The sequence below is a fragment of the Paenibacillus oralis genome, from assembly GCF_003863965.1.
In the GTDB taxonomy this organism is placed as follows: domain Bacteria; phylum Bacillota; class Bacilli; order Paenibacillales; family Paenibacillaceae; genus Fontibacillus; species Fontibacillus oralis.
The window spans coordinates 5202756-5218015 of sequence record NZ_RRCN01000001.1 but is presented as its reverse complement, the minus strand read 5'-3'; the positions used below and the strand labels follow the sequence as shown (position 1 = coordinate 5218015).

The following is a 15260-nucleotide window of genomic DNA, read 5'->3' as shown; positions in this document are numbered from 1 at the left end:
ATTTTTACTTAGATTCAGGCAAATAACGGCGCTCACAACCGTTAGAATTTAGAAAAGGGCTTTTTTCGGAAAATAGCAGCTGTTACAACCGTTAAATATCCGGGTAGTTTAACGCTAATGATTTGTCTGCCGATTCAAGAGATATATGATCTTTGCTTGTCCTTATTCTAGCTCAAACGGGGCAAAAGCCCAACAAAAAAATGCCACCGAACCGCTGAAGCTTATCAGTAAAAGGTCATGTGACTTTTGTCCGCCCGGTAGTATTCGAGACGATCCGCCAGCGTTCCCGTATGGAATTCAAACGGATGCCCGTCGGGATCGAGAAAATAAATCGACTTTTTGTCCCGGACATCCCTCTCGCGCCCCGGCAGCACTTCAACCTTCAATTTGCGCAGCTTGTCCAGGAAAGCGTCAAAATCAGCTTCCTCAATCGTAAACGCAATATGCGTGTATGTACGGTTCTCTTTGTCCCGGGCGATATCCTCCTGATTCAAGGCGATCCATAACCCGTGCAAATCGAAATAAGCGAGTTTTCTGCCCTTCACAACCATTTTTGCGCCAAATACCATTTCATAAAAAGCAATCGACCGGTCCAGATCGGATACCGAAAAGCAGAAGTGATTAATCCCTTTGATTTCCATATGTCTCCTCCTTGCAAAAAATTAGGGGCAAAGCATTAACGCCTCGCCCTTACACGGCACGCAATATGCAAGAAACGATGTTCAGATTATGGCTTCGGCCGTAATTTGCACGATTTCAAGAATGATCGGCGTCCCCGCCAATATCATATCCTGACCGAGAAACAGCGTCAAAGCTGCGGGGGACAGTGTATACAGGCTGCCTTCCTGCATAACGCCGTTTATATACAAATTTGCGTATGATTCACTGCCGACTCCGGAAAATTCGGCCGGCGTATTTCCCTGGTCATTCGTAAACTCGCTGGCGGGAATGGTGACATCCCTCTGCAAATTGGCAGGAGGAAAATAAAAGTAGCGGAACACGCTGGGCGTGACCTGAATCGCGCCGCCGGGAGGTCCGGGCGGTCCGGGAGGCCCCTCGGGCCCTTGCGGCCCTGCTGCTCCGGCTGGTCCCTGCGGACCCGGGTCTCCCGCTGGCCCTGGCGGCCCTGTGTCTCCCACCGGTCCCGGCGCTCCCACCGGCCCTGGGGGACCCGCTTCTCCTGCCGGGCCCTGCGGACCCGGATCTCCCGCTGGCCCTGGCGGCCCTGCCTCTCCCACCGGTCCCGGCGCTCCCACCGGCCCTGGGGGACCCGCTTCTCCTGCCGGGCCCGGCGGACCGGGGTCTCCCGCTGGCCCTGGCGGCCCTGCCTCTCCCACCGGCCCCTGCGCCCCCATCGGACCCAGGGGACCCGCTTCTCCTGCCGGGCCCGGCGGGCCGGGATCTCCCGCTGGCCCTGGCGGCCCTGCGTCTCCCACCGGTCCCGGCGGACCTGCTCCTCCCCTCGGCCCCGGAGGGCCCGCTTCTCTCATCGGTCCTTGCGGGCCGATCAGCCCTGGCGGCCCTGCGTCTCCTACCGGCCCTTGCGGACCCATCAGCCCCGGCACACCCGCTTCGCCCCCCGGTCCTCGCGGCCCTGCCGGACCCATCGCTCCCCAAGGCCCGGCGGCCCCTTGCGGTCCAGCCGGCCCCGCATCCCCCGCGGGACCCGGTCCTGCCGGAGCGCCTGCCGGGCCGCTCGCCCCCGGCGAGCCGGGGGCGCCGATGCCGTCCCCCGCTCCCGGATGTTCCATTTGCCCGCAGTATTGATTAAGCAGTTGCTCTATTCGCCGCATCCGCTTCCAGCAAATGACAAGACGGCCGCGCAATCTCCGGTTTTGCGCACGCAGAGCATAATATGCGGACTTCCTTTTTTTGCCGCCTCGCGCAGCTTTCTTCCTTTTTTGCCCGGCAGCACACTTTCCTTTCCCCATCTGCCATTCCTCCTACACGGAAATGCTGTACTTTGCCTCGTTATTCGCCCGCATTATCATATGTGGTTCCGTGTAGAGGCGAAATAGACAAATATCCTTGCCACTACGCCAAAGAATAAATATTTCCCTATGGAACAACGCCGTTTCTATTACGATTATCCGATCATTATATGTGATGTATCGAATCTTTCGATAACATTCTAGATTAGGAGGTAATACCCATGCCAGTCATAAAACCTGTTTTTACCGCCACGGCTTCCGCTCCGGTATCCACGGGAGGGGCCGTCACCACGACGGTTACTCCGACCGTTACCCGCTTTTTCGCCACGATTACGGCAGCCATGATCGGAGCCACGGATACGACTATCCCGGCCGCGAGCTTCGTCGATGATGCAGACGGAACCGTCACCGCTTTGCCCGCCTTGACCGGCAGCGACTTCTTTAACGTGTATGTCAACGGTGTGATCCAGCAGCAGTCACTGTCCACGTTGACAACGGCAAGCCTGGTTTTGGCCACGGTGGATATCAGCGTTGGCGTTCCCGTTCAATTGGAAATCAACAGCTTCGGCGATGTCACATCAACGATTTCGACGCAGCCTACGATCTCCGCTCCTACGATCACCATCACATCTTAAAGCAACCACGTAAAGCGTATTGACTCCTCGCATTCCATCGACTAAAATGGACCCAGTATTATAGGCGATGGAGTTCGCCTGAACCGCTCCCCGAGCTAATGACTCCTACCAGTTCTGCTGGTAGGAGTCTGTCTATTTTTAGGAGGATGATCGTTTTGAATGTAATCGCACTGATCGTTGGCGGATTTTTCGGTTCGCTGCTGCGTTATGGACTAGGGGTTGGGATTCCCTCTGTCGGCTCCTTCCCCCTGTCAACCGTCGTCATCAACTTGACCGGCTGTTTGTTCCTCGGATGGTTTTTTACCGTTGCGCCGCTGCGGAAGATCCCTTCCCAGCTGCGGCTTGGCCTGGGGACAGGCTTTACCGGAGCATTTACGACCTTCTCCACCTTTTCCGTGCAAACCTTGGAAGCACTAAGCTCCAACCGCCCGGGAACGGCGGCCGCTTACGTGCTGGCGAACGTGATCGGCGGCCTGCTCATGGCCGGGTTCGGCATGTGGATCGCCGGGAAGAACCAAAGCCGTCAAAGGGAGGGGCACGCATGATCGGCATCTTAGGCGTTGGCGCGGGCGGCATCTTGGGGACGCTGCTGCGATTCTATCTGGGCAAATGGATATCCGGCAAAATGGGCGGCGGATTCCCGTACGGGACTTGGCTGATTAACATTAGCGGCTCCTTCCTCCTCGGTCTTTTATCGGCCTTACATAATCATCGCGGGATGCCCGAATGGAGCTGGCTCATGTTCGGGATCGGCTTTTGCGGAGCCTATACGACCTTCTCCACGTTCGGGTACGAAACGATCGGCCTCATCGGGCAAGGGCGGAAGCGAACAGCGATCGTTTACGTCATATCCTCCGTTTTGCTGGGCATTTGGTTTGCCTGGCTGGGATACAGCTGTATCCGTTAAGACAATAAGCCGGCAAACTTACGGACAGTCAACCTTTCCCGCCGCTGCATATGATAAAGCAAATCCGCGAAAAAGCGAGAAAAGGTGATACCTATTGGCCAGTTTTCGTAAAGCTTATTTGCTGAAGCGGCGCATTGCCAGACGTTTGCTCAAACGGAAAGGCATCCACGGCGTCGGCGTCGGCCTGCATGATCCCAAACACCCGAAAAAAGGGGCCGCCATCATCGTATATGCCGAAGCCCTTTCTTCCACCGCCCATAAAAAAAGAAAAGTCAAAAAACGGCCGCCCGCTGTGCCGCTCCAGCTAAAATCCGCATCCGGCGTGCCGTTTCGCGTCGTTCGTTGCCGGCGCTTTTGCAAGCACGGTAAACAAGGCGCCCGCTCCAAGCGAACCTTCACCGGCCGTATCCGCCCGGTCATTGCCGGGTATAGCGTCGGCACTTCCGCCGCATCGGGTACCGCCGGCCTGATCGTCAACGATCGTGCAGGAAGCAACCGTATCCTAAGCAACAATCATGTGCTTGTAAATAACAACACGCCGCGTTACTCCGCCACGCTTCAGCCGGGAGGAGCGGATGGCGGGCGCAGCCCGAAGGACCGGATTGGAAGGATGGACCGCTTTGTTAAGCTCCGCAAAAAAAGCGCCAATTATCTGGATGCGGCGACCTCAAAACCGCTGCGCCGCGGTTTGCTCAAACCGGCCTATGCCGTTTTCGGGGCCGTCCCGGGGCATGTCGTCACCTATAGAGTCGGGGACCGATTCAAAAAAGTCGGACGCACCACCGGGGTTGTCACCGGCACCGTCGAGTCGATCCATACGGACATCCAGGTCGATTACGGCAATTACGGCAACCTCGGGACGATCACCTTTAAGGACCAAAGCGTTATTCGCGGCAAACGCCCGGTATCGCTGGCAGGCGACTCCGGCTCCGTCTGGCTGACCGAACGCGGCAATAAGGCGGCGGCCGTCAATTTTGCCGGTTCCGAAAACGGCCGCCTGTCGATTTCCTATCCGGTGCATTGGTTTATGCAGGTGTTCGGATCGCGAGTAGCCCGTCCCGGCAAATCCGCGCTTATTCGCGCGCAGCGAGGCCAGAAGGTGAACTATCGCAGTGTTCGTCCGCTCACCTCGAAAGTCCTGGGGCGAATTAGCCTGATGAAAGGGCGCGCTCGTTCAACGCGAAAATAATTTCAGGCAAATTAAAGAAGCGGTCCATCAGTATCAAACCCTGATGGACCGCTTCTTTAGTTTATTCCATAAAATCTTTCAGCCGTTTGCTGCGGCTTGGATGTCTCAATTTACGGAGCGCTTTGGCTTCAATCTGCCGGATCCGTTCCCGGGTAACGCCGAATTCCTTGCCGACTTCCTCGAGCGTTCTCGTCCGGCCGTCGTCCATGCCAAACCGCAGCCGAAGCACGTTTTCTTCCCGTTCGGTCAGCGTATCGAGCACTTCCTCCAACTGCTCCTTGAGCAGTTCATAGGCCGCCGCTTCCGCAGGCGCCGGAGCATCGTGATCTTCAATGAAATCGCCCAGGTTGGAGTCGTTCTCCTCGCCGATCGGCGTTTCCAGGGAAACCGGCTCCTGCGCGATTTTCATAATCTCGCGCACCTTATCCGGCGAAATATCCATTTCCTTGGCGATTTCCTCCGGCGTTGGCTCCCGTCCGATCTCTTGAAGCAGCTGCCGGGACACCCGGATCAATTTGTTGATCGTTTCGACCATATGCACCGGAATCCGGATCGTTCTGGCCTGATCGGCGATCGCTCTCGTAATCGCTTGGCGAATCCACCAGGTTGCATAGGTGCTGAACTTGAAGCCTTTGGAGTAATCGAATTTTTCAACCGCTTTAATAAGGCCCATATTGCCTTCTTGGATCAAATCCAGAAAAACCATGCCCCGCCCGACATAACGCCGGGCTATGCTGACGACGAGCCGTAAATTCGCTTCGGCCAAACGGCGTTTGGCATCCTCATCGCCGTTTTCGATCCGCTGCGCGAGTTCGATTTCCTCTTCAGCGGATAACAGTGGAACGCGACCGATTTCCTTCAAATACATACGTACCGGGTCATCGATTTTTATTCCTGGCGGCAGCGTCAGGTCGTCGGTAAATTCCGTTTCATTATGCTTCAAATCCTCCGTCATTTTCAGACCCCCACCCTAAATAAATAAAATTGCCAAGTCTTTCTATCTGAGTCGCGCAAATCCATTTGACAAATCATTGATATTATGCTATTATTGAGTAGATTATTGTATGAAGCATTTGTGATTTGGCTATCCGTCATTGTACCATAGAACGTAAAGTAATACAAGTTTTATTTTTATGTCATAATTACATAAAGTAAACACACGCTGATCCTCAACGGATCAGCGTTTTTTGGTTATTTCAACGTATTCATTTCCGGCTATGCCTGATCCTCCCAAGCGCGCTGCAGCGCTCCCTGAAAAATTTCCAGCGGCTGAGCTCCGGACACCGCGTACTTGCCGCGCAGCACGACAAACGGAACGCCGCGGATGCCAAGCTGTCTGGCTTCCCGCTCATCCTCGCGCACCTGATCGGCATACCGGTTCTGGTCCAATACTTCCCCGGCTTCCCGGCCGTCCAGTCCTGCCTCTTCCGCCAGCCGGATTAACGTCTCCCGGTCACCGATATGTAATGAGTCCGTAAAATAAGCCCGGTATAATCTTTCCGTCATCTCCTTAGCCTTCCCTTTTTCCCCAGCAAAATGCGAAAGCCGGTGCGCATCAAACGTATTTGTCGGAATGACCGTATCAAAATGGTAATCCAGCCCCTCGGCCTTAGCTTGAGCCGCCACGTTCTGATTTGATTCCTTGGCCTGAAGCAGACTTAAGCCATATTTGACGGCAAGTAGCTCATGAATGCTCGATTCCGTATCCTTTGGAGCTTCCGGGTCCAGTTCAAAACTGCGGTACACCACCTGTACCTCATCCTTGTGCTCAAAAGCTTCCAACGCCTTCTCCAGCCGTCTTTTCCCGATATAACAAAACGGGCAGCCAAAATCCGACCAAACTTCGATTTGCATTATTCATTCCTCCCACCAAGAAGCCGTCCGCACCCTCAGGAAGCATGCGGCGCCATAGTCTATACCCCATATTAACCGCCCGCTCCCGCAGAAGCAATCCATTCCTTGGGGATTTTCGGCCCGATTAATGGATTAATCCGTAATCCCGCGCCTCTTCCTCCGTCAAAATGAACTGCTCCCGCTCCCATACCTCATCCTCTTCGGACAATCCGAACTGTTTTCTGACTTTGGCCCAGATCCCCTTCTCGACGGCTTCGCTTTGCGTAATGATAATTTTCATTTCTCCCACCGCCTCCTTACGCGTAGTTCTTTTTAAGCGTGCCCCGTTTCGGAATCTTCAACCCGCCGCAAAATGAAACATCACTCCAAAATCATATGGTAATTTTAAGCATTTATGAAAAAAAGAACGCCGGAATTTTAGATCCCGGCGCCCCTCCTGGAAGGATTGTTAATTTTTTCTTTCCGTGAAAATTTGAAACGTTACGCCGAACTTGTCGATAAGCGAGCCGTAAGCCGGGCTGAAAAAGGTCTCCTGCAACGGCATATCGATCCGGCCGCCTTCAGCCAGCGCTTCAAACATGCGTTTCGCCTGTTCAGTGTCATTCGTCGTCAGGCAGATCGTGACTAGATTCCCGCTTTGGTGGGGCTGGCCCGGAAACGTGTCCGAAAACATCAAATCGGTTTCCCCGACCTTGAGCACAGCATGAGATACGCGATCCTTCGCTTCCTCCGGCAGCGGAAATTCGGGATTTTCCGGCATTTCCCCAAACGATTGCACGAAAATGACCGTAGCTCCCAGAGCTTTTTCATAAAATGAGATTGCTTCCTTGGCGTTCCCGTCCATCACGAGATAAGGGGTTAATCGCATCGACATATTGTACCTGCTCCTTTGGTGTTGGATTCTGACCTCATCATCAGTATGTCCCATAACATCGTACCTTTTTTCCGAGCCAAAGATTTCTTACCGATTGCTTTTTTGCAAGGATTCACTTAAAAAACGATTCATCAGCACGGAAAGCGATATCAAAATCGGCGGATCGTCCGTACGCGGAGGGTACAGCATCACCTCTTGATAAGGCACATGAATCCCCGGTTTGACGGCGATCGGATGATGAAAGCGCGTCCGCAGCGTACTTTGCGGCAGCAAAATATCCTTGGCGTTCGCGCCCCAATCGAGGGAAGTCGCCATCAGATAATAAGTTCCCGGCTTGATGCCGGTGAAGCAAAACTCGCCCAAGGAAAACAACAAAGTTCCGTAAAGAGGCAGCCCTTCCGGAATCGGCTTGGCAAACAGTCCCATAAAGATCACACCGGAAAAAGGGGCCGCCGCTTGCACCATTCCCCCGATGGTCCCCGGCCGGTTCATCTTCCAACGTCCCAGCCTGCCGTCATTAAAATGCTGCAACGAGTGCAGCAGATCGCCGGCATACCGGGTGGAATTGCGAAAGTCCGACGGGGTCATGCCAACCCGTTCGGTGAAGCGGGTCGTGAAGGTGCCGAGGCTCTGTTGGCCGATTTCCAAGCCGATGTCGCGGATCGTCATGTCCGTCTTAAGCAGCAGATCCTTCGCCTTCTGCAAACGCATGGCGGAGACGTAATACAACGGGGGCAGTCCCATCCGTTCTTTAAAAATACGCGAAAAATGAAACGGACTGTAAGCCGCGTATTTGGCCAACCGGGACAACGGGAGCGGCTCGTGAATGTTTTGCTGAATGTAGGCGATGACTTCGTCGATTTCAGGATACCGTTCTGTCATCCGGACCACCTTCCTTCGGGGCTTCAAGGACCTATCCAGTTAAAATTTCATTTCTAGTTTATCTGCCCGCGGCAGGTTAGTCTAGCATTACTTTCGAAATTGCTATGATTTTAATCACATTGGATCAAATAAAAAAACTTCGGCCCTTTCTTAGCTGTGGACGCTGCTCTAACGGACTCCAGCGACCTTATCCGCCCATTTCCCGAGTATTTCCCAGCCTAACGGACTCACATGACGCTATTTCGCTCTAAACGAGCTCACCCGGGCCGATTCGGGGTAAATAAGTGCATCTCTGTCCGTTACAATTTGCAAACCTCCGTTTTTCCGCAGATAAGGCTTCTGGAGTCCTTTAGACTCTACAGCCAACCTTTTTTCTCACTTCTCAACCTGTCTCATCGCCCTCCACCCGTCCTGAATTTTCAAAATTCTACAATGTAAAAAAGGGCAAACCTCTTGGTTTGTCCTTGTCCTCTTATCAAGCCTTATATGGAATAACCGTGCCGCAGTACTCACAAGTCGCCGGTTTATCGGGATACACCACCGCTTTGGCTCCGCAGGCCGGGCAATCCAGGGAAACCGGTTTTTTCGGAGCGGGAGGGCTTTCTTTTGGCGCGCTCGGCTGCCCGCTGCTGAACTACATCGATCAAAGCCATTTCGAATTCCCCTTATTCAAAATAATGACAAAATCCGCTATGGTTATATTCGGGATATCCATGGGCATATCCTGCTTTGTGACTAGGATTTTGGTAGGAAACTTCTATGGCATGTGACAGGCTAACGGGCGGAAGGTATAATAATCAGGAAGGATATCTTTTCCAATGAGGTGATAGGAATGAAAATAACATACTTGGGTCACTCCTGCATCCATTTGGATACGGGCAAGCATCAAATCATCATCGACCCTTTTCTGACCGGCAACCCGCTGGCGGGAAAACCGGCCGATGAGATCAAGGCGGATTATGTCCTGCTGACGCACGGGCATTCCGATCATATCAGCGACGCGGACAGTATTTCTAGACGCAACCAGGCCCCCATCGTCGCTATCGTCGAGCTGGCGAACTATTTCGCGCATGCCGGGCTGCAGACGATCGGGATGAACCTCGGAGGTTCCATCTCATTGCCGTTCGGCAAACTGAAATGGGTTCCGGCGCTGCACAGCACGTCGGTGACCCGGCAGGACGGCGTCAGCCTTTATTTTGGCGTTGCCGCGGGCATCGTGTTGGAGCTGGACGGACTGACCTTGTATCATGCGGGCGATACGGCCCTGTTCAGCGATATGAAGCTGATCGGAAGCCGCCGTCCGATCGACCTGGCGTTTCTGCCGATCGGCGACCATTACACGATGGGGCCGGAGGACGCGCTGGTCGCGGCCGAGTGGGTCAATGCCAAACATGTCGTCCCGGTTCACTACAACACTTTCGAGCTGATCCGCCAGGATGGAGAACGTTTTGTCTCCGAATTGCAGAAAATCGGCATTCAAGGCCACTTCTTACAGCCGGCTGAAACCCTGAATACCGAAACATGGAGTTAAACGCCCGTTAAGCGGCAGGCCCCCGGCCGATACTTTCCGAAGTATCTTCCGAGGGCCTGCTTTTTTCCAAAATCAGTCCGCCAATTCCTTCCCCTTCGTTTCCGTCCCTAGCCACCATACGGCCAGAGCCCCGATGACGATCGTCACGAAAAACAGCCAAAAAATCGATCCGACCGCCACATGCCGGGCAATGAGCATGCCGACGAGGTAAGGCGCGATGATTCCCCCAACTCGTCCAAACGAGGCGGCCAGGCCCACTCCCGTCGAACGAACCGAGGTGGGATACAGTTCGGGCGTGTAGGCATACATGCCGCCCCAAGCTCCCAGATTGAAGAAGGACAAACAAATGCCGGCGGCCATCAGCATGCCTTCGCTGGTGGCGCTGCCGAACCAGGCCGCGCTTGCGGCGGTAAGCAGCAAGTAGAGCACCAGCACGAATTTGCGGCCGAACTTCTCAATGAAGTAAGCGGCGGTGAAATAGCCGGGAAGCTGGGCCAGCGTCATGATCAGGACATATTCAAAGCTTTTGACCAGGCTGAAGCCCTTGAGCACCATTACCGAAGGCAGCCACAAAAACATGCCGTAATACGAAAAAACGACGGTAAACCACAGGACCCACAGCATGACGGTGGAACGCCGATGCGGACTTGCCCATACGGAGGTGAACCGTTTGCCGAAAGAGGGGGCCTGCCCTTTTCTTCCGGCGGCCTGTTCCCGGTAGCGTGCCGGCTCCTGGATCGATTTACGCAAATATAACGCGTAAAGCGCCGGAAGCGCTCCGATCAGGAACGCCGCTTGCCAGCCCCATTTGGGAATAACGAAATAGGAGATCAACGCCGACGCGATCCAGCCGGCGGCCCAAAAGCTTTCGAGCAGCACCACCGCCCGCCCCCGCTCTTTGGCGGGAACGGATTCGGAAACGAGTGTGGAGGCCACGGGCAGCTCTCCGCCCAGTCCAAACCCCGCGATGAAGCGCAGCACGCATAAAACGGCGAAACCGGTCGCCGCTGCGGACAAGCCGCTCGCCACTGAAAAAATGACCAGCGTCCACAACAGCACGGATTTTCGCCCGAACTTGTCCGCCATAAACCCGGCGATCGCCGCTCCAAAGGCCATTCCGACCGAATTGATGCTCGTAAAAAAACCGGTTTGCTCCGGAGTCAAACTCCACTCCACCGCCAAAGCGGCGGCGATAAACGAGATAATGCCGACGTCCATGGCGTCGAACATCCAGCTGAGTCCGGCGCTCAGCAGCAGTTTTCTTTGTTTGGGCGGAGCCTTCGTCTCCAAAGCGTTGCCTGTTGTTGCATTCATCATCCATTGCCCCTTTCGTAAGCCGCTATGTCATCATGCCGCGGTCTTTTTTGGCCATATTCCGGCTTCTCATGTAGAAAGCGGCGCAAAGCACCAGCAAAAACGCGGCATACGACAAGATCAGCTGCCGCAAATCGACGCCCGGAAACACGATCGGCGCGCTTAAGATCCCGAACAGCCAGATGCTGGACAAGTTCCCGACCACGTTCGACCAGGTGTAGGATGCCAGCTTTAAGTTGGAAATCGCCGCCATAAAGGAAATCAGATTGTTCGGCATGATCGGCACCGTGCGAAGAAAAATAACGGCCCACACTCCGTAACGGTCCAACCCTTTTTGCCACTTCTCGTATTTCTTCAAACGGCTCATCCATTTACGGTTAAACCAATCGGTGAACAAATACCGGCACAGCAAGTAAACGATCATTCCCGCCGCGCTACCGGCAATCCAACTGGCCAATAGGCCGTTAACGATCCCAAGCAGCGAGATATGCAGCATCACGATCGTGGCGAACGGGAAAACACCGAACAACCCCTGTAGGACAGCTAAAGGGATCGTCAGCAGCAGGATGGAATAACCGGTCAGGCCCGTCGTGTCCAGAAACCAATCGGTGATTTGTTTGATCCATTCGTTCAACTTATTTTTCCCCAATCGCAAAAATTTCGCTACGCTTCAATTCTTTTTCCCAATATGACGAGGTCCCTCTCCACACCATCCAAATTGGCCACGCGCGGCAAAAGCGCCCACTGCTCAAAACCGAACTTCCGCAGCAGCGCTAAACTTGGCTCGTTATGGGCAAACACAAAACCAAGCAGCGTATTCACCTGAAGGCCCGGGCAAGCGGCAATCGCCTTGTTCAGAAAAATACCGCCGATCCCCCGCGAGCGGTACTCGCCGGTAATGTAAATGCTGATTTCGGCGGTGGCGTTGTAAGCCGGGCGTCCGTAGAAGGATTGGAAGCTGAGCCAGGCGATGATGCGCCCGCCGCTTCTCATCACCCAGAGGGGGCGAAAATCCGGGGAATGCTCCGCAAACCATTTCTGCCTGCTGTCCACCGTAACCGGCTCGAGATCTGCCGTGACCATCCGTCCGGCAATCGTTTCGTTGTAAATGCCGACAATCGCCGGCAAATCTGCCAAGGTTGCGTCTTCAATCGTATACTCCAAGTCTGTAGGCATATGTATTCGCACCCGTCTCCCATTCTCCCGTTATTTTTCCATTAATCCGTCTCCAGCTTGATTTGAACGTAGTGCTCTACCGTCGGAAAAGGATCGTAAAAATGATGCAGCAGCGCTTTCCACTCCTGGTAACGGGGCGACTTGCGGAAGCCGACCTCATGCGCCGTGATCGACTGCCATCTGACGAGCAGAATATATTTATTTTCCGTTTCTACGCATTTTTGAAGCTCATGTTCAATATAACCTTCCGTCTGGGCAATGATCTTCGACGCTTTGCGGAAATTGCTTTCGAATTCGTTGATCATCCCGGGTTTTACTTGCAGTTCGGCTACTTCAAGAATCATTCTCTTCATCTCCTCCGTAAGGCTGATTATAGCACGGACTAAGCGCTTTATGAATCCAAATTGCCGCAGGCCGCTCCGTCCCCCTATCAATGTATTCAGCCCCCTATCGTTCCTTTCGTGCATACTCCGCCTTTAAGCCGGGGAAATTAACAGCAATCGGAAGGAGGTGCAGATGTGAGCAAATTTGTCGTCAAACTGCTTGGAAACGGCATTATCGTCGTGGCCATGATGCTGTGGTTGAGCAATGCATCGCTGATGGGGGCGCTGATGACAGCTATAGCGTTGTCCATTTTGGCCTATTTATTCGGGGATTTGTTCATCCTCCCGCGCACCAACAACGCCATCGCCACGCTGGCCGACGCCGCGCTCGTCTATCTTATGCTGTGGGCGATTGCCGCTAACGCGGGGTGGACGCTCACGCTCGGAGAGATTTTGGCGATCACCGTCGTCGTTGGCGTATTTGAATATTTTTTTCACCGTTGGTTGCTCAAAGACGGCATTCGGAACGACAGCAGCGTGCGGGTACGGGGGTAAAAAGCTAAGTGCAATAAGCGTCGAGCGACGTACTCTCAAAGAAGACAGACTTCTTGCGGCCGAAGGAAGAGGGGGACGATGCCACGAAATGCAAAAGTGCAGGCGAATTTCGTCGAAACTTCTCGAAACGGACGGTTCAAATGCAAATGTGCAGTTCATTTTCAGTTAAAAGTCACTTTTTTATCAAACCGCTGATGTTCAGATGCACTTTTGCATTTCAATCGCCCAAAAACGGAGTTTGAAGAGAAATCAAATGCACTTTTGCAGTTGATCCCACCGGTCCGTTAACAAAAGAAGCCTGCCCCGCGAATGCTCCGCCGGGCAGGCTTCTTATTCTTTAAGGCAATGACTAGCCGCCTAAAACTACGCGGTCGTCGGACAGCTTATGGCCGCTGATGCGCTCGAATTCGCCGAGCAGACGCTCCATGGTCAAATCGCGTTTACGCGACTCGTCCACATCGAGGATGATCCGCCCGCCATCCATCATGATCAGGCGGTTGCCGAGGCGAATCGCCTGCTCCATATTATGCGTGACCATCAGCGTCGTCAGCTTCAGTTCGCTGACGATGTTGCGGGTCAGCTGCGTGACCAGCTCGGCGCGGGCCGGGTCGAGCGCGGCCGTGTGCTCGTCGAGCAGCAAAATCTGCGGCTCGGTGAACGTCGCCATCAGCAGGCTGAGCGCCTGGCGCTCGCCGCCGGACAACGTGCCGACCTTGGCCCGCAGCCGCCCTTCCAGCCCGATGCCGAGCCGGCTGAGCTGCTCCTGAAACATTGCCCGCCGCTTGGCGTTGACGCCAAAGGCCAAGCCGCGCCGCTTGCCGCGGGCATAAGCCATCGCCAAATTCTCCTCAATCGTCATATGCGGCGCCGTACCGGCCATCGGGTCCTGAAACACGCGGCCGATCCAGCGGCTCCGCTTGTACTCCGGCAGATGTCCGACATCTGCGCCGCCGATGCGGATCTCCCCGGCGTCCGGCTTAATGACGCCGGAGATCATGTTCATCAGCGTCGATTTGCCTGCGCCGTTGCTGCCGATAACCGTTACGAAATCCCCCGGAGCGAGATGCAGATTAACGTCGATCAGGGCGATTTTTTCGTCCGGCGTTCCGGGGTGAAACAGCTTGGACACACGGGAAAGCTGCAGCATCAGAGCCCACCCCCCAGGCTTTTTTGCCCGGACGAACCGGTGATTTCGGCGGCCCGTTCGCGGGCCAGGCTTTTTTGCTTAAGCGATCTGCGCACCGTCGGCAGCACGAGGGCGATAATGACGATGATCGCCGTGATCAGCTTCAAGTCGGTTTGCTCCAGCCATTCAACGCGCAGCGCGAGCGCCACGACAACCCGGTAAACGATCGAACCGAGCACAGCGGCCAGGGTCGCCCAAAATACCGAGCGGGCTCCGAAAATCGCTTCCCCGATAATGACGGAAGCGAGGCCGATGACGATCATCCCGATCCCCGAAGAAATATCGGAAAATCCCGATTGCTGGGCGATCAGCGCCCCCGATACCGCCACGAGCCCGTTGGACAAGCTGAGGCCCAAAATAATCGTATTGTCGGTGTGGGTGCCGAAGCTGCGGATCATCCGCTGATTGTCCCCGGTCGCCCGCAGGGCGAGGCCAAGCTCGGTGCGCAGGAACAGGTCCAGCAGCAGTTTGATCGCAATCACCACAAACGGCATCAGCACAAGCGGCGAAATCGATGTAAAAATCGTATCTTCCCCAAGCAATGCGACGTTCGGTTTGCCCATAATCCGCATATTGATGGAATATAGCGCGATCATCATCAATATCCCGGACAACAGGCCGTTAATGCGGCCTTTGGTATGAATGAGCCCGGTCAGGGCGCCGGCGGCCATCCCGCCGAAGAATGCGGCCGCGGTGGCGATCCAGGGGGAGCTGCCCCCTGTGATCATCACGGCGGCAATGGCGCCGCCGGTCGTAAAACTGCCGTCCACGGTCAAGTCCGGAAAATCCAGAATCCGAAACGTAATGTAAACGCCCAGCGCCATCACCGCATAGAGCAGTCCGGATTCCAGCGCTCCCAGCAGTGAATTTAACATGTTAGTACCTCCTCAAAATTACGGAGCC

19 protein-coding genes and 1 riboswitch are annotated in these 15260 nt (G+C 54.7%); of the genes, 6 read left to right on the top strand and 13 right to left on the bottom strand.

The genetic code is table 11. From position 1 onward, the window contains the following. Nucleotides 1-224: 224 nt before the first annotated feature. The gene (gene fosB, locus EHV15_RS23335) at nucleotides 225-641 is read right to left on the bottom strand and encodes a metallothiol transferase FosB (RefSeq protein ID WP_128633330.1); all 417 of its coding nucleotides are present in this window, start codon (nucleotides 639-641) and stop codon (nucleotides 225-227) included. An 81-nt stretch (nucleotides 642-722) separates the two neighbouring features. Further along, the gene (locus EHV15_RS37945; protein WP_128633329.1) at nucleotides 723-1931 is read right to left on the bottom strand and encodes a DUF4183 domain-containing protein; all 1209 of its coding nucleotides are present in this window, start codon (nucleotides 1929-1931) and stop codon (nucleotides 723-725) included. Nucleotides 1932-2152: 221 nt separating this feature from the next. On the opposite strand from EHV15_RS37945, the gene EHV15_RS23325 reads away from it, so the two are divergent. The 4 genes from EHV15_RS23325 (at nucleotide 2153) to EHV15_RS23310 (ending at nucleotide 4662) form a co-directional block, all read left to right on the top strand. After that, a complete protein-coding gene (locus EHV15_RS23325) occupies nucleotides 2153-2566 on the top strand; it encodes a DUF4183 domain-containing protein (protein ID WP_128633328.1) in 414 nt (137 codons plus the stop codon). A gap of 54 nt (nucleotides 2567-2620) precedes the next feature. After that, nucleotides 2621-2681, top strand: a riboswitch (Fluoride riboswitch). A gap of 31 nt (nucleotides 2682-2712) precedes the next feature. Continuing rightward, complete coding sequence (gene crcB / locus EHV15_RS23320; protein WP_425464448.1) at nucleotides 2713-3111, top strand: fluoride efflux transporter CrcB; 399 nt, start codon at nucleotides 2713-2715, stop codon at nucleotides 3109-3111. Next, nucleotides 3108-3473 carry a fluoride efflux transporter CrcB gene (gene crcB / locus EHV15_RS23315; protein ID WP_128633326.1) on the top strand — a complete coding sequence of 122 codons (366 nt, stop codon included), beginning with the start codon at nucleotides 3108-3110 and terminating at the stop codon, nucleotides 3471-3473. The genes crcB (EHV15_RS23320) and crcB (EHV15_RS23315) overlap by 4 nt, the downstream gene beginning before the upstream one ends. Nucleotides 3474-3567: 94 nt before the next feature. Further along, nucleotides 3568-4662 carry a chymotrypsin family serine protease gene (locus EHV15_RS23310; protein ID WP_128633325.1) on the top strand — a complete coding sequence of 365 codons (1095 nt, stop codon included), beginning with the start codon at nucleotides 3568-3570 and terminating at the stop codon, nucleotides 4660-4662. A gap of 61 nt (nucleotides 4663-4723) precedes the next feature. Here EHV15_RS23310 and rpoD read toward each other — a convergent pair whose 3' ends face one another. The 5 genes from rpoD to EHV15_RS23290 form a co-directional block, all read right to left on the bottom strand. Continuing rightward, on the bottom strand, nucleotides 4724-5617 hold the full coding sequence (gene rpoD, locus EHV15_RS23305) for an RNA polymerase sigma factor RpoD (RefSeq protein ID WP_036622545.1): 894 nt from the start codon (nucleotides 5615-5617) through the stop codon (nucleotides 4724-4726). A 260-nt stretch (nucleotides 5618-5877) separates the two neighbouring features. Next, entirely contained in the window at nucleotides 5878-6516 is a 639-nt protein-coding gene (locus EHV15_RS23300; RefSeq protein WP_128633324.1) for a DsbA family oxidoreductase, read from the bottom strand. A 124-nt stretch (nucleotides 6517-6640) separates the two neighbouring features. Continuing rightward, entirely contained in the window at nucleotides 6641-6796 is a 156-nt protein-coding gene (locus tag EHV15_RS36635; RefSeq protein ID WP_178075938.1) for a hypothetical protein, read from the bottom strand. Nucleotides 6797-6964: 168 nt separating this feature from the next. Further along, a complete protein-coding gene (locus EHV15_RS23295; protein ID WP_128633323.1) occupies nucleotides 6965-7390 on the bottom strand; it encodes a VOC family protein in 426 nt (141 codons plus the stop codon). 87 nt (nucleotides 7391-7477) lie between these two features. After that, complete coding sequence (locus tag EHV15_RS23290; protein WP_128633322.1) at nucleotides 7478-8272, bottom strand: helix-turn-helix domain-containing protein; 795 nt, start codon at nucleotides 8270-8272, stop codon at nucleotides 7478-7480. An 832-nt stretch (nucleotides 8273-9104) separates the two neighbouring features. On the opposite strand from EHV15_RS23290, the gene EHV15_RS23285 reads away from it, so the two are divergent. Further along, entirely contained in the window at nucleotides 9105-9803 is a 699-nt protein-coding gene (locus EHV15_RS23285; RefSeq protein WP_128633321.1) for a metal-dependent hydrolase, read from the top strand. Between the two features lie 72 nt (nucleotides 9804-9875). Here the strand turns inward: EHV15_RS23285 and EHV15_RS23280 are convergent, their stop codons facing one another. Genes EHV15_RS23280 through EHV15_RS23265 form a run of 4 tightly spaced genes read right to left on the bottom strand, consistent with a single transcriptional unit; the run spans nucleotide 9876 to nucleotide 12637 of the window. Further along, nucleotides 9876-11120 carry an MFS transporter gene (locus EHV15_RS23280; protein WP_281281656.1) on the bottom strand — a complete coding sequence of 415 codons (1245 nt, stop codon included), beginning with the start codon at nucleotides 11118-11120 and terminating at the stop codon, nucleotides 9876-9878. Between the two features lie 22 nt (nucleotides 11121-11142). Then, nucleotides 11143-11751 carry a TVP38/TMEM64 family protein gene (locus EHV15_RS23275; RefSeq protein ID WP_128633320.1) on the bottom strand — a complete coding sequence of 203 codons (609 nt, stop codon included), beginning with the start codon at nucleotides 11749-11751 and terminating at the stop codon, nucleotides 11143-11145. Nucleotides 11752-11780: 29 nt separating this feature from the next. Next, nucleotides 11781-12293 carry a GNAT family N-acetyltransferase gene (locus tag EHV15_RS23270; RefSeq protein ID WP_128633319.1) on the bottom strand — a complete coding sequence of 171 codons (513 nt, stop codon included), beginning with the start codon at nucleotides 12291-12293 and terminating at the stop codon, nucleotides 11781-11783. A gap of 41 nt (nucleotides 12294-12334) precedes the next feature. After that, nucleotides 12335-12637: an antibiotic biosynthesis monooxygenase family protein gene (locus EHV15_RS23265; protein ID WP_128633318.1), complete on the bottom strand. Its 303-nt coding sequence runs from the start codon at nucleotides 12635-12637 to the stop codon at nucleotides 12335-12337. Nucleotides 12638-12811: 174 nt separating this feature from the next. Between EHV15_RS23265 and EHV15_RS23260 the strand changes: the two genes are divergently transcribed. After that, nucleotides 12812-13171, top strand: a complete 360-nt coding sequence (locus EHV15_RS23260) for a DUF2512 family protein (RefSeq protein ID WP_128633317.1) — start codon at nucleotides 12812-12814, stop codon at nucleotides 13169-13171. 349 nt (nucleotides 13172-13520) lie between these two features. Here the strand turns inward: EHV15_RS23260 and EHV15_RS23255 are convergent, their stop codons facing one another. Both EHV15_RS23255 and EHV15_RS23250 read right to left on the bottom strand, forming a co-directional pair. Beyond that, nucleotides 13521-14318 (bottom strand): ABC transporter ATP-binding protein, encoded by a 798-nt coding sequence (locus EHV15_RS23255; RefSeq protein WP_128633316.1) that lies wholly within the window; start codon nucleotides 14316-14318, stop codon nucleotides 13521-13523. Then, nucleotides 14318-15232, bottom strand: coding sequence for an ABC transporter permease (locus EHV15_RS23250; RefSeq protein ID WP_128633315.1), 915 nt, complete (start codon nucleotides 15230-15232; stop codon nucleotides 14318-14320). Before EHV15_RS23250 ends, EHV15_RS23255 begins: the two co-directional genes overlap by 1 nt. Nucleotides 15233-15260 lie beyond the last annotated feature (28 nt).